15 protein-coding genes are annotated in these 13,687 nt (G+C 65.4%); 10 read left to right on the top strand and 5 right to left on the bottom strand.

What is annotated here, in order from left to right; all coding sequences use genetic code 11:
- Positions 1-52: 52 nt before the first annotated feature.
- The 5 genes from pyk (at position 53) to IEW24_RS03990 (ending at position 4,303) form a co-directional block, all read left to right on the top strand.
- Positions 53-1,528: a pyruvate kinase gene (pyk, locus tag IEW24_RS04010; protein WP_188575626.1), complete on the top strand. Its 1,476-nt coding sequence runs from the start codon at positions 53-55 to the stop codon at positions 1,526-1,528.
- Between the two features lie 176 nt (positions 1,529-1,704).
- Complete coding sequence (locus IEW24_RS04005; protein ID WP_188575624.1) at positions 1,705-2,178, top strand: CYTH domain-containing protein; 474 nt, start codon at positions 1,705-1,707, stop codon at positions 2,176-2,178.
- A gap of 132 nt (positions 2,179-2,310) precedes the next feature.
- Positions 2,311-3,375: a zinc-binding metallopeptidase family protein gene (locus IEW24_RS04000; protein ID WP_188575622.1), complete on the top strand. Its 1,065-nt coding sequence runs from the start codon at positions 2,311-2,313 to the stop codon at positions 3,373-3,375.
- Between the two features lie 265 nt (positions 3,376-3,640).
- Positions 3,641-3,967, top strand: coding sequence for a hypothetical protein (locus tag IEW24_RS03995; protein ID WP_188575620.1), 327 nt, complete (start codon positions 3,641-3,643; stop codon positions 3,965-3,967).
- A 33-nt stretch (positions 3,968-4,000) separates the two neighbouring features.
- Positions 4,001-4,303 (top strand): hypothetical protein, encoded by a 303-nt coding sequence (locus tag IEW24_RS03990; protein ID WP_188575618.1) that lies wholly within the window; start codon positions 4,001-4,003, stop codon positions 4,301-4,303.
- Between the two features lie 150 nt (positions 4,304-4,453).
- On the opposite strand, the gene IEW24_RS03985 is transcribed toward IEW24_RS03990, so the two are convergent.
- A complete protein-coding gene (locus IEW24_RS03985; protein WP_188575617.1) occupies positions 4,454-5,362 on the bottom strand; it encodes a uracil-DNA glycosylase in 909 nt (302 codons plus the stop codon).
- A 184-nt stretch (positions 5,363-5,546) separates the two neighbouring features.
- Between IEW24_RS03985 and IEW24_RS03980 the strand changes: the two genes are divergently transcribed.
- On the top strand, positions 5,547-7,220 hold the full coding sequence (locus IEW24_RS03980; RefSeq protein WP_188575615.1) for an electron transfer flavoprotein-ubiquinone oxidoreductase: 1,674 nt from the start codon (positions 5,547-5,549) through the stop codon (positions 7,218-7,220).
- A 73-nt stretch (positions 7,221-7,293) separates the two neighbouring features.
- On the opposite strand, the gene IEW24_RS03975 is transcribed toward IEW24_RS03980, so the two are convergent.
- The 4 genes from IEW24_RS03975 to petA form a co-directional block, all read right to left on the bottom strand.
- Positions 7,294-7,836, bottom strand: coding sequence for an adenine phosphoribosyltransferase (locus IEW24_RS03975; protein ID WP_188575612.1), 543 nt, complete (start codon positions 7,834-7,836; stop codon positions 7,294-7,296).
- A 160-nt stretch (positions 7,837-7,996) separates the two neighbouring features.
- A complete protein-coding gene (locus IEW24_RS03970) occupies positions 7,997-8,833 on the bottom strand; it encodes a cytochrome c1 (RefSeq protein WP_210324123.1) in 837 nt (278 codons plus the stop codon).
- A 13-nt stretch (positions 8,834-8,846) separates the two neighbouring features.
- On the bottom strand, positions 8,847-10,130 hold the full coding sequence (locus tag IEW24_RS03965) for a cytochrome b (protein ID WP_188575610.1): 1,284 nt from the start codon (positions 10,128-10,130) through the stop codon (positions 8,847-8,849).
- Positions 10,131-10,169: 39 nt separating this feature from the next.
- Entirely contained in the window at positions 10,170-10,694 is a 525-nt protein-coding gene (gene petA, locus IEW24_RS03960; protein ID WP_188575608.1) for a ubiquinol-cytochrome c reductase iron-sulfur subunit, read from the bottom strand.
- A gap of 253 nt (positions 10,695-10,947) precedes the next feature.
- Here petA and IEW24_RS03955 point away from each other — a divergent pair, with 253 nt between their 5' ends.
- The 4 genes from IEW24_RS03955 (at position 10,948) to IEW24_RS03940 (ending at position 13,675) form a co-directional block, all read left to right on the top strand.
- The gene (locus tag IEW24_RS03955) at positions 10,948-11,415 is read left to right on the top strand and encodes a tRNA (cytidine(34)-2'-O)-methyltransferase (RefSeq protein ID WP_188575606.1); all 468 of its coding nucleotides are present in this window, start codon (positions 10,948-10,950) and stop codon (positions 11,413-11,415) included.
- A gap of 77 nt (positions 11,416-11,492) precedes the next feature.
- Positions 11,493-12,377, top strand: coding sequence for an oxygen-dependent coproporphyrinogen oxidase (gene hemF / locus IEW24_RS03950; protein ID WP_188575604.1), 885 nt, complete (start codon positions 11,493-11,495; stop codon positions 12,375-12,377).
- Between the two features lie 73 nt (positions 12,378-12,450).
- Positions 12,451-13,398, top strand: a complete 948-nt coding sequence (locus IEW24_RS03945) for a hypothetical protein (protein WP_188575600.1) — start codon at positions 12,451-12,453, stop codon at positions 13,396-13,398.
- A 67-nt stretch (positions 13,399-13,465) separates the two neighbouring features.
- Positions 13,466-13,675, top strand: coding sequence for a YodC family protein (locus tag IEW24_RS03940; protein WP_188575597.1), 210 nt, complete (start codon positions 13,466-13,468; stop codon positions 13,673-13,675).
- Positions 13,676-13,687 lie beyond the last annotated feature (12 nt).

Raw genomic sequence — 13,687 nt, 5'->3', positions numbered from 1 at the left:
GCCGACCTGTTCGGAAACGGCCGCAAAGAAGGCCGCAGGGGGAGAAATGGCCATGCCGCTGAAGCGCAACCGCGCCACCAAGATCATCGCCACCGTCGGCCCGGCCTCCAATTCGCCGGAGAAGCTGCGCGAACTGTTCCTCGCCGGCGTTGATGTGTTCCGGCTCAATTTCAGCCATGGCACGCAGGCCGATCATGGCACCGTGCTCTCGCACATCCGCAATCTCGAAGCGGAAGTGGGCCGCCCCATCGGCGTCATCGCCGACATGCAGGGCCCGAAGCTGCGCATCGGTCGCTTCACGGAGAATGCCATTACCTTCGCCCCCGGCAAGAAGCTGCGCTTCGATGCCGAGGTCGAACGCCTCGGCGATACGGACCGCGTGCCGATCCCCCATCCCGACATCATCGAAGCCCTCACCATCGGCTCCACCGTGCTCTGCGACGACGGCAAGGTGCGCCTGAAGGTCGTGGACAAGGGGCCGGGCTGGCTGGACGCTGAAGTCGTCAGCGGCACGCGCCTGTCCAACAACAAGGGCTTCAACATCCCCGACGTGGTGCTGCCGCTCTCGCCGCTCACCGAGAAGGACCGCATCGACCTCGCCTTCGCCGTGGAGCAGGGCGTGGAGTGGATCGCCCTCTCCTTCGTGCAGCGGCCGGAAGATATCCACGAGGCGCGCGAGCTCATCAAGGGCCGTGCGGCCATCATGCTGAAGATGGAAAAGCCGGCGGCGGTGGAGCATCTCACCGAGCTGGTGGAACTCTCCGACGCCATCATGGTGGCGCGCGGCGATCTCGGCGTGGAACTGTCCCTGCCCGAACTGCCCGCTTTGCAGAAGCGCATGATCACCGAGGCCCGCCGTCAGGGACGCCCGGTCATCGTCGCCACCCAGATGCTGGAGAGCATGATCTCCTCGCCGGTTCCCACCCGCGCCGAAGTCTCCGACGTCGCTACCGCCGTGTACGAAGGGGCCGATTGCGTGATGCTCTCGGCCGAGAGCGCCGCCGGCCAGTATCCGGTGGAAGCGGTGTCCTTCATGGACGACATCATCCGCAACGTGGAGCGCGATCCCGGCTACCGGAAGATCCTCGACGCCACGCAGGCGGAGTGGGGCAAGACCATCGGCGACGCCGTCACCAAGGCCGCCTACCAGACCGCGCTGGCAGTGGATGCGGTGGCCATCGTCGCCTATACGCTGTCCGGCACCACGGGCCTGCGCGCCGCCCGCGAGCGTCCGCCCATGCCGATCCTCGGCATCACCACCCGCAACGACACCGCCCGCCGCCTCGCCCTCTCCTATGGCGTGCATGCGGTGAACGTGGGCGAGGACATCCACTCCTTCGGCGAGATGGTGAACCGGGCGGTGCAGGTGGCGGTGGAACAGGGCATCGGCTCCCCCGGAGAACGCCTCACCATCACGGCGGGCGTGCCCTTCGCCCGCGCGGGCACCACCAACATCCTGCGCGTGACCACCATCGGCGACACCACCCCGCCCAGCAAGCACGACGTGGATGAAAGCACCGGCGGCTAACTTTCGCTACGTCATGCGCCGCGCCGCACCATGGTCCCGCCCCGGCTGCAAACGGGCGGGACATGCGACGATTTGTTAGGAGGCAGTGCTCTCCATCGCCCGCAAAAGCGGCTGGCGCCGGTGCCGCCGATGGAGGAATATCGCTTCCACTTCTTTCCCGGCGACAAGGCCCCCCAATGGCTGTGGAAGTGGAACGCAAGTTCCTCGTGACCTCGGACGACTGGCGCGCGAACGCCACAGGCGCCTCCTTCCGGCAGGGCTATATCGACACCTCCGACGAGACCACGGTGCGCGTGCGCATCGCAGGGGATGCCGCCTTCCTCACCATCAAGGGGCCGTCGGAGGGCATGTCGCGGGCCGAGTTCGAATATCCCATCCCGCTCTCCGACGCGCAGGACATGCTGCGCGACCTCTGCCGCCGCCCGCTGATCGAGAAGACCCGCTACGACGTCTCCTTCGGCGGCAAGCTGTGGAGCGTGGACGTATTCGGCGCGGAGAATTCCGGACTGATCATGGCGGAAGTGGAGCTGGACCATCCCGCCGAGAGCGTGCCCCTGCCCCCATGGGTCGGCGAGGAAGTGACGGAAGATCCACGCTACCGCAATTCCGCCCTCTCGCTGTCCCCCGCTCCGGGCACCCAGGCCCCCTGAGCCCCCCGGCACAACCGGCAGCTCCGAACGCAACCTTTGCCGTCGCGCGGGGTTGATGTCGGCACGTGCCGGCTACCGCCAAGGATCAGCCCCCGACGGATCAGCCGCGGCACGCTCCGGCGAGGCGATCCCATGAAGCTCTTCCAGTGCCAGAACTGCGGCAACGTCGTCCATTTCGACAATACGGCCTGTGTCAGCTGCGGCATGCCGCTGGGGTATCTGCCCGCGCAGGCGCAGATCTCGGCCCTGGAAGCGGCGGACGGCGGGTGGCGACCGCTCGCGGACAAGGAGCGCCTCTACTTCTCCTGCGAGAACGCAGCACACGACGCCTGCAACTGGCTCGTTCCGGCCGATGACGGCCGCACCCTGTGCGAGGCCTGCCGGCACAACCGCACGGTGCCCGATCTCTCGGTGCCGGAGAATCTCGCCAACTGGCGCAAGCTGGAAGGCGCCAAGCACCAGCTGTTCTATTCGCTGCTGCGCTGGGGCCTGCCGGCGCCGGATCGCACGGAGGATCCCGCCCACGGCCTCGCCTTCGACTTCTTGTCCGACGGCACCGCACCGGACGGCACGCCGCAGCCGGTGCTCACCGGCCATGCGGACGGGCTGATCACCATCAACATCGCCGAGGCTGACGATGCGGAACGCGAGGCCCGCCGCACCGCCATGCACGAGCCCTATCGCACCCTGCTCGGCCATTTCCGCCACGAGGTGGGGCATTTTTACTGGGACGTGCTGGTGCGCGACGGCGGGCGGCTTGACGCCTTCCGCGCCCTGTTCGGCGACGAGCGCGCGGACTATGGCGCGGCGCTGCAGGCGCATTACGACAATGGCGCGCCGGGCGACTGGCAGAATGCCTTCATCTCCACCTACGCCACTGCTCACCCATGGGAAGACTTCGCCGAGACCTGGGCGCATTACCTGCACATGGTGGACGCGCTGGAGACGGCCGGCACCTTCGGCCTGAAACTGCGCCCGCGCATCAAGGGGGCAGAGGAACTGGCGGCGGAGGTGGACTTCTCGCCCTATCGCGCGGCCACCATCACAGAACTGGTGGAGGCCTTCGTGCCGCTGACGGTGGCGATCAACGCCATCAACCGCTCCATGGGCCAGCCGGATCTCTATCCTTTCGTGCTCAACGCACCGGTGATCGAGAAGCTCGACTTCATCCACACCGCAATTCACGCCAAAAAATAAGTATCCAAAGACGATACGCTTTTACATTTTGATACATATCCAAGACATTCAAACCCAAATCTCGCCACATCCGTTAAACAGTTGGCACAACTTACGGAGAAATTACGACACAAGAACCAATAACATTTTTGTCATCCCCGAAAGCACGGGCTCGTTACTTGCGAATTGGTGGCGAGGACATAAATTCCGTCTCGAGGAAACGGAGCCCACGAGGCTTCGTCCCCACCTTGGTCAAACCGAGGGGCTGGGATCTGGAGAGACAACAATGACCACTTTCACCAAGCTCATCGCCGCTTCAATGATTGCCGCCGGCCTCGCCGGCGCCGCGTCCTCGGCTATGGCCGACGAGACGATCAATCGTGGCAACCGCGAATTCCATGCCGTCGCCGCCGGCGTTTATGATCACCGCGGCCCGGCGGCCGCTGCCGGCAACCAGTACGAGCTGCCCGCCAATGCGGCGGCCACCAGTTTTGAGCGCTCGATTACTGCGCCGTTCAACGCTCCGTCGTTCAGCGCGCCGGCCGGCAGCCTGGATCCGCAGTCCGGCCCGTTCTCGGACAACGATCCCCATTCCGGCCCGGCCCATAACTGAGCGAACAACCAAGCGAAATCAGGAGAGATATCCATGACCACCTTCACCACCAAGCTCATCGCCGCTTCCATGATCGCCGCCGGCCTCGCCGGTGCCGCCTCCTCGGCCATGGCCGACGAGACGATCAACAAGGGCAATCGCGAGTTCCAGGCGGTCGCCGCCGGCGCTTACGATCAGCGCGGCCCCGTCGCCGGCAATCAGGTCCAGCTGCCGGTCAACGCAGAACCCGCCAGCTTTGAGCGTACGATCAGCATGGCGCCCGCCGGCAGCCTCGATCCGCACTACGGCCCGTTCTCGGATAACGATCCCCATTCCGGCCCGTCTCACAACGGCTGAATGAGCTTGCATCGCCAGAGCCCGACAGGGCTCTGGAACGGTGCATGAGCAGGCCCGGCACGGACCCGACTGCCCCCGCCGTCCGTGCCGGGCCTCTTATGTCTTGATGAAGCTCTTCGCGGCTCGAACAGGTGAGCCGCAAGACGTCCTCTAGCCCTCGCCCTTCAGCAGGGCTTCGATGGCCAGCAGGTCGCGCCAGGCAAGGCGCTTGCCCAGCGGCGTGCGCAAAAGATAGGCCGGATGGAAGGTGGCGATGGCCTTGATGGTCCGGCTGCCGGTCTCATAGGGCATCACCCGCCCCCGCGCCTTGGTGATGCCGTCCGTGATGCCCAGCAGCGACTGGGCGGCAGGCCCGCCCATGCACACCAGAATATCAGGATTGGCCAGCTCCACCTGCCGCTTGATGAAGGGCAGGCAAATGGCAGTCTCCTGCGGCGTCGGCGTGCGGTTGCCCGGCGGCCGCCAGGGAATGACATTGGCGATATAAGCGCTGGTGCGGTCGAGCCCGATGGCCGCCATCATGAGATCCAGCAGCCGCCCCGAGCGGCCAACGAAGGGCAGGCCCTGCACGTCCTCGTCCCGGCCCGGCGCCTCACCCACGAACATCACCTTCGCCTGCGGATTGCCGTCCGCGAACACCAGGCGCGTGGCCGTGCGCTTCAGCGGACAGCCGTCAAACGCCTCCAGCAGACCCTTCAGCTCATCGAGACTTGTCGCCGTGCGCGCCGCATCACGCGCCGCCATCACGGCCTCATCGGGATGCTGGGCCGCCACTTGCGGCGGCAAGGGTGCGCCGTGCGGCGTGCCGTGCAGGCCCGATGCCATGGGGCCCGGCTGCGGCGCAGCGGGGCGCATGGGCTGCGCCGGCCGCTGGCCATCGGGAGCCGCCCGCGAATCAGCGGAACGGCCGGGCTGCACCGATCGGGCGCTGCGGCTGGCCTGCTCGGCCGCACTCTCGGCAAAGCGATCCACCGGCTCTTCGCCCACAGCCACATCAACCCCCGCCTCCGCATAGAAGGCGAGAATATCGGCAAACTGTTTGTGTACGAATGAGTTCATCAGGTTTCCGGGGCGCTCCGAGCCATTCTATAGCAGACCCGCGCCCCGCTGAAACCGTTCCGGCGGAATGCTCCCATCTTCCGGCGGGTGAAAGAAATTGTCATCGGAGGGCATCCATGGAACAACTCCAACCTCCGCGCGACCGCAGGTCAGCGGGCACGAGATAACACTGGGGACTGTGAAAATGACCGAGGCGGAACTGCCGGAACGCGAAGGCATGGACTACGACGTGGTGGTCGTAGGCGCCGGACCGGCCGGCCTCGCCACTGCGATCCGCCTCCGGCAGATCGCGGAAGAACGCGGCGAAGACCTCTCGGTCGTGGTTGTGGAAAAGGGTTCGGAGGCCGGTGCCCATATCCTCTCCGGCGCCGTGGTCGATCCCGTCGGCCTCGATGCCCTCCTCCCCGGCTGGCGCGAGGAGAGCGACCGCCCCCTCGTGACGGAAGTGAATGACGATCACTTCTACCTGCTCGGCCCCGCCGGCGGCGCCCGCCTGCCCAATTTCGTCATGCCGCCGCTGATGAACAACCACGGCAACTTCATCGGCTCGCTGGGCAATGTCACGCGCTGGATGGCGCAGAAGGCCGAAGCCCTCGGCGTGGAGATCTATCCCGGCTTTGCCGCCTCCGAAGTGCTCTATGACGACAATGGCGCCGTGCGCGGCATCGCCACCGGCGACATGGGCGTGGATCGCGAGGGCAATCCCAAGGGCGAGTTCACCCGCGGCATGGAATTGCGCGGGCGCTACACCGTCTTCGCCGAGGGCGCGCGCGGCCATCTCACCAAGCGCCTCATCGCCCGCTTCGGCCTCGATGCCGGCCGCGAGCCGCCGAAATTCGGCATCGGCCTCAAGGAATTGTGGAAGGTGAAGCCGGAGAAGCACAAGCCCGGCCTCGTGCAGCATGCCTTCGGCTGGCCGCTGGGCGGCAAGACCGGCGGCGGCGCCTTCCTCTACCACATGGAAGACGAGCAGGTGATGGTGGGCTTCGTGCTCCACCTCAACTACCAGAACCCCTATCTCTCGCCCTTCGACGAGTTCCAGCGCTTCAAGACCCACCCCATCTTCCGCGACACGTTCGAGGGCGGAAAGCGCATCTCCTACGGCGCCCGCGCCATCACGGAAGGCGGCTACCAGAGCGTGCCGCGCCTCACCTTCCCCGGTGGCGTGCTGGTGGGCTGCGCGGCGGGCTTCGTGAACGTGCCCCGCATCAAGGGCAGCCACAACGCCATGCTCTCCGGCATGCTGGCCGCCGAGCATCTGGCCGATGCCCTCGTCGCCGGTCGCTCGCATGACGAAGTGGCGAGCTATGAGGGCGCCTGGCGCAGCTCCGCCGTGGGCAAGGATCTCCACAAGGTCCGCAACGTGAAGCCGCTGTGGTCGAAGTTCGGCACCTATATCGGCATCCCGCTCGGCGCGCTGGACATGTGGACCAACACGCTGGGCTTCTCCTTCTTCGGCACGCTCGGCCACGGCAAGAGCGATGCGCAGAGCCTGAAGCCCGCCTCCGAGTTCAAGCCCATCGTCTATCCCAAGCCCGATGGCGTGCTGACCTTCGACAAGCTGTCCTCGGTGTTCATCTCGAACACCAATCACGAGGAAGACCAGCCGATCCATCTGAAGGTGCGTGATCTTGGCCTGCAGAAGTCGTCGGAGCACGACATCTTCGCCGGCCCGTCCAACCGCTACTGCCCGGCGGGCGTCTATGAGTGGGTGGAGGAGACCGGCGCCGAGCCGCGCTTCCAGATCAACGCGCAGAACTGCGTCCACTGCAAGACGTGCGATATCAAGGATCCGAACCAGAATATCGACTGGACCGCGCCAGAAGGCGGCGGTGGCCCGAACTATCCCAACATGTGAGGGGCATCCCTCGAAACGCGAAAGGGCGGCCAGTGGCCGCCCTTTTTTGATGCCCGCTCTCAGACCGAGGGGTTCAGTGCCCCTCGAAGCTCATGAGGGTGCGCACCGGCACGCCCATGGCGCGCAGCTTTTCGGCGCCGCCCAGTTCCGGCAGGTCCACGATGAAGCAGGCGGCTTCCACGATGGCCCCGATCTGGCGCAGCAGCTTCACCGCGCCTTCCGCTGTGCCGCCCGTGGCGATGAGATCGTCCACCAGCAGCACGCGCTCGCCGGCATGGACCGCATCCACATGCATCTCCATTTCGTCCTGCCCGTATTCCAGCGCATAGGCCATGCGCACGGTCTGGTGCGGGAGCTTGCCCTTCTTGCGGATCGGCACGAAGCCGGCGGAAAGCTGATGCGCCACCGCGCCGCCGACGATGAAGCCGCGCGCCTCGATGCCAGCCACCTTGTCGATCTTGGCCCCGGCCCAGGGCTGCACCAGTTCATCCACCGTGCGGCGGAACGCGCGGGCATTGCCGAGCAGGGTGGTGATGTCGCGGAACATCACACCGGGCTTGGGATAGTCCGGAATGGTGCGGACCGCGTCGATGAGATTGGTGGAAATGGGGGTCATGGGTCGCCAAACCGATGGGAGATCGGCTTTCCGACTACCACCGCCCCGCCACCGGGGCCAGTGGCGCACCGCGCAACCCTGCGTCCTGCGCCGGTGTCCCTGAAACGCAAATGCCCGGGACGAGCCCGGGCATGGAAGCGCTCTGGCGGAAGGGACACCCTCAGTGGGCGACGTTCTTCCAGATCTTCTTCTTGGTGAAATAGAGCAGGCCCGCCAGCACGATGAGGAAGACGAACACCTGGAAGCCGATGCGCTTGCGCGCATCGAGGTGCGGCTCCGCCATCCACATCAGATAGGCCGACACGTCACGGGAGTACTGATCCACCGTGGCCGGGGTGCCATCCGTATATTCCACCTGCCCGTCGCTGATGGGCTTGGGCATGGCGATCTGGTGGCCCGGGAAATACTTGTTGTAGTTCAGGCCGCTCTGCAGCTTGAAGCCTTCCGGCGCATCCACATAGCCGGTCAGCAGCGCGTGGATATAGTCCACGCCGCCTTCCTGATACTGGGTGAAGGCGTCGGTGATGAAGCCGGGGAAGCCCACGTGCGAGGCACGGGCCTTGGCGATCACCGAGAGATCCGGCGGCAGGGCGCCGCCATTGGCCACGCGTGCGGCCTGATCGTTCGGGAACGGCGCCGGCCAGTGATCGGACAGGCGGCCGGGGCGCTGGAACATCTCGCCCTGGTCGTTCGGCCCATCGGTGATCTGGTAGTCGGTCGCCACCGCCTTGGCCTGCGCTTCCGAGAAGCGGGGGCCGCCCGGCTGCGCGAGGTTGCGGAAGTAGAGGTAGTTGGCCGAGTGGCAGGCGGCGCACACCTCGCGGAACACCTTGAAGCCACGCTGAAGCTGCGCGGTGTCATAGGTGCCGAAGGGGCCCGCGAACGACCAGCTTTCGCGATGCGGCAGGTCGTCATGCCCGCCCTCGGCTGCCTTGACCGGAGAGGCAAGCAGCAGGGCCAGCGCGGCGGCGCCGAAGAGGATGGTCTTCTTCATCATCTGTCTCCAGCTCTCAGCCCTTGGTCTGCGGGGCGGAGGCCCCGGCGACCACCGTTGCGCCACCGGCTCCGCCATTCTTGGCCAACACCGCATCCGCGATGGAAGCCGGCAGGGGCTTGGGCTTCTCGATGAAGCCGAGCAGGGGAAGGATCACGAGGAAGTGGACGAAATAGTAAGCGGTGAAGATGCGCGAGGCGATCACGTAGCCACCTTCCGCCGGCTGCGAGCCGAGATAGCCCAGGCCCACCGCCACGATGCTGAAGATCCAGAAGAACTGGCGGAACAGCGGACGGTACTTGGCCGAGCGGACACGGGAGGTGTCCAGCCAGGGCAGGAAGGCCAGCACCGCGATGGCGCCGAACATGCAGATCACGCCGCCAAGCTTGTCCGGGATGGACCGCAGGATGGCGTAGAAGGGCAGGAAGTACCACTCAGGCACGATGTGCGCCGGGGTGGAGAGCGGGTTCGCCGGAATGTAGTTGTCCGGATGGCCCATGTAGTTGGGCGCGTAGAAGATGAACCAGGAGAAGAACAGCAGGAACACCACCATCGCGAACACGTCCTTGATGGTCGCGTAGGGGGTGAAGGGCACGGTGTCCTTGGCGACGCTCTTCACGTCGATGCCGTCCGGATTGTTCTGGCCCACGTGATGCAGCGCCCAGATGTGCAGGATGACGACGCCCGCGATCATGAACGGCAGCAGATAGTGCAGCGAGAAGAAGCGGTTGAGCGTGGGATCGCCGACCGAATAGCCGCCCCACAGCCACTGCACGATGGTCTCGCCGACGATCGGGATGGCCGAGAACAGGTTGGTGATGACGGTGGCGCCCCAGTAGGACATCTGGCCCCACGGCAGCACGTAGCCCATGAAGGCGGTGGCCATCATCAGCAGGTAGATGATGACGCCGAGGATCCACAGCACCTCGCGCGGCGCCTTGTAGGAGCCGTAATACATGCCGCGGAACATGTGGATGTAGACGGCGATGAAGAACATCGAGGCGCCGTTGGCGTGGATGTAGCGGATGAGCCATCCGAAATCCACGTCGCGCATGATGTGCTCGACCCGGGCGAAGGACACCGGCGCATAGGCGGTGTAGTGCATGGCCAGCACCACGCCCGACAGGATCTGCACCACCAGCATGAGGGTGAGGATCGCGCCGAAGGTCCAGAAATAGTTCAGATTCTTGGGCACCGGATAGGCGATGGCGCTCGAATGCACCAGACCCACGAGCGGCAGCCGGCTTTCAAACCAGCGCGCCACCTTGCTCTTGGGCTGGTAGGTGGAGTGTCCTTCCATGGAGCCAACCTTCTTGAATTGTGCGAGGGGACGCGCGCGTCAGCCGATCGTGATCTTGGTGTCGGACGTGAAGGTGTAGGGAGGCACCGGCAGATTGAGCGGCGCCGGGCCTACGCGCACGCGGCCGGAGGAATCGTATTGCGAGCCATGGCAGGGGCAGAACCAGCCGTCGTAATTGCCCTGGTGGCCGATCGGGACGCAGCCGAGATGCGTGCAGATGCCGATCACCACCAGCCAGTTGTCGTGGCCGGCCTTCACCCGGTCCTGATCGGACTGCGGGTCGATGAGATCCTTCAGCGGCACGGCGCGGGCCGCTTCCACGTCCTTCGGAGCGCGGTTGAAGATGAAGATGGGCTTGCCGCGCCACTGGGCTGTGACAATTTGTCCCTCGGCGATCGGCGCCAGATCCACCTCGGTGGTGGACAGCGCGAGCACGGAGGCATCCGGCTGAAGCTGGGCGACAAAGGGCCAGACCATGCCGGCAACGCCCACGGCCCCAACGGCGCCGGTCGCGATGTACAGGAAATCCCGTCGGGTAGTCTGGGGGGTCTCCGCATGTGCCACGGCGCTTTTCCTCAGGTATTGTTCGCTCCGCCTTCGCAGGCGCAGTAAAAAACCTGCGAAAAGCCGTTAAAGCTTTCGCAGTTGCGAACGACATAAGTTTTCACAGGCACACCATCCCCGGAAATGAGGATCGCACCTTCAAGTGTCTCTAATTACACCCTCTTGAGAGTCTGTCCAGATCGCTGCATGCGGCACGCGGTCCTAGGTGAGCCATCCATCCACCTGAAATGTCGCTACCTAAGTAAGTTTACGGATGATCCTCGCACTTTATTGCCCCGACATCGCCCAGAATACGGGCACCTGCCTGCGCACCGGGGCCTGCCTCGGCGTGCCCGTGCACATCATCGAACCCGCCGGATTTCCGGTGAGCGCGCCGGCCTTCCGGCGCGCGGGTATGGATTATCTCGATGCGGTGGAGTGGCAGCGCCACGCCTCCTTTGCCGCCTTCGAGGCCTGGCGCCGGGCGGAAGGCCGGCGTCTGGTGCTGTTCACCACCAAAGGCGCGACGCCCCTGCCCGCCTTTGCTTTTCAAAGCAACGACGTGCTGCTCATGGGCCGTGAGAGCGCCGGGGTACCGGAGGAGGTGCATGCAGTGGCGGATGCGCGGGTGAAAATTCCGCTGCGCCCCGGCATGCGCTCGCTGAATGTGGCGGTATCGGCGGCCATGGCGCTCGGCGAGGGCCTGCGCCAGACCGGCGCCTTTCCCGTGGACGGCGGGTGAGAGAGGCCGCGCTCCCCGCGCTGCTTTGCCTGTGGGACGTCACGGGTTAGAACCCCACACCCCCATGGAGCGAGATGATGACCGACACCGACCTTGAAACCCGCAAGCGCGCGGCGAGCGACTGGTTCAAGGCGTTGCAGGGCCGGATCATCGCCGCCTTCGAGCAGTTGGAGGACGACGCCCCCGCCGCCCTCTATGACGGCCCCGCCGGCCGCTTCGAGCGCTCGCCCTGGGAGCGCACCGACCATACCGGCGCGCCCGGCGGCGGCGGCACCATGGGCCTGATGCGCGGACGCCTGTTCGAGAAGGTGGGCGTCCACACCTCCACGGTTTATGGCGAATTCGCCCCCGAATTCCGCGCCCAGATCCCCGGCGCCTCGGAGGATCCCCGCTTCTGGGCCTCCGGCATCTCGCTGATCGCACACATGCACAATCCGCATGTGCCGGCGGTGCACATGAACACCCGCTTCGTGGTGACGACCAAAAGCTGGTTCGGCGGCGGCGCCGACCTCACCCCCGTGCTCGATCGCCGGCGCACGCAGGAGGATGCGGACACGCAGGCCTTCCATGCCGCCTTCTCATCGGTTTGCGGGGCGCATCCGGTGGCCGATTACGAGCGCTACAAGACGTGGTGCGATGAATATTTCTTCCTGAAGCATCGCAATGAGATGCGCGGCGTCGGCGGCATCTTCTACGACTGGCTGGACAGTGGCGCCTTCGATGCCGACTTCGCCTTCACCCGCGCAGTGGGCGAGGGCTTTCTCGACATCTACCCGCGCCTCGTGCGCGCCAACATGGCGAGAGCCTGGAGCGAGGCCGAGCGCGAGGAGCAGCTGGTGCGGCGCGGGCGCTATGTGGAGTTCAACCTGCTCTACGATCGCGGCACCATCTTCGGCCTGAAGACCGGCGGCAACGTCGCCTCCATCCTGTCCTCCATGCCGCCCGTGGTGAAGTGGCCCTGAGGAGCAACACTGGCAGGCACTCCGTCCCCGGTCGTGGCATACTCCCCCATGGGCATATACCGGGGATGGGGCCATGCCGGAGGTCGACCTTTCACGTCTGCCGCAGCCGCTGCGCATTCTGAGCGAAACGTCGTCGCCCCCGCAGCGGCCCGGCTTCTGGGCAAGGTTGCGGGATCTCGGCCTCACCAGCTTTATCGTGGGCCTTATCTCCACGGTCGCCGCAGCCCTGACCACGGTGTATTTCCAGTATAATCGCTGGGACGTGGACCAGCGGCTGGCCCGTGCCAAGACCGACTTCGAAGCGGCCGACCAGACATTCCGGACCATCTCCGGCGATCTCGCCCGCATGCAGTCCCTGCAGGAAATCCTGTTCTTTCTCTACAAGGATGCGACCGCCTCTCCGACGCCCGAAAAAGCCGGCTTCCTGCTTGCCCGGGGGCGAGAGACGTTCGTGCTCTATGAGAAGGGGCGCGTGGAGCTGCGCGCGAAGATCGACAGTTACATCTTCGATGTCCGCCGCCACCTCGACTGGGCGAGCACTGCCGGCACGCCCGAGCTTATCCTGTCCAACGGCATCGATCTGGATCCGCTGAGCTACGGCAAGATCGCCCAGAGCGCCGCAGCGGGTGAGTTCGACTGTGCGGCCGAGAAGAGCATGCCGCAATCCTCCGATCACCAGACCTTCGAGCCGTCCCGCTTCAAGGGGTGGTTCGACGTGGACTGGCGGAGCAGCACCCATCACCTCATCATTTTCAACTATTGCTTCCGGACCCTGCACAATCTGATCGAACCCGCCCGGATCTGGGCCGGTAGTCCGTCCCCCGCCAATCCGCCCACCGCCAACCCGACCGCTCCCGTTGCGATGACAGGCCCAATGGCACAGGTCATCGGCACCCAGCTCAACAATCAGGTGCAGCGCCTGAACGGCTTCTCCGCGCTCGGCAGCACGCAGGTGGAACAGGTCCGACTGAATAGCCGCCCCATCTCCTTTCTGGATTTCATCAGTTTCCGGCGGCCGTGATCCTACCGTCACGAACCCCGGCTAAGCCTCGGCGCGCCGCATGGTGGCGGCGCACAAGGATCACGTCATGGCCTTCGCCCCCGGAGATATCGTCCAGCTCAAGTCCGGCAGCCCCGCCCTCACCGTCATCGCCGAGACCGGCGAGAGCGTGAAGGTGATCTGGTATTCGGACGAGACTGGCGAATTCCGCACTCAGGAACTCGACGCCATCGTGCTGGAAGCGCTGGAAGTGCCGGAGTTCGAGGTCGAGGAAGACGACGAGGAAGACGAGGACTGAGGTCCGCGATTT

The organism is Azorhizobium oxalatiphilum (assembly GCF_014635325.1).
Classification (GTDB): domain Bacteria; phylum Pseudomonadota; class Alphaproteobacteria; order Rhizobiales; family Xanthobacteraceae; genus Azorhizobium; species Azorhizobium oxalatiphilum.
This window is presented reverse-complemented; position numbering and strand designations above follow the sequence as displayed.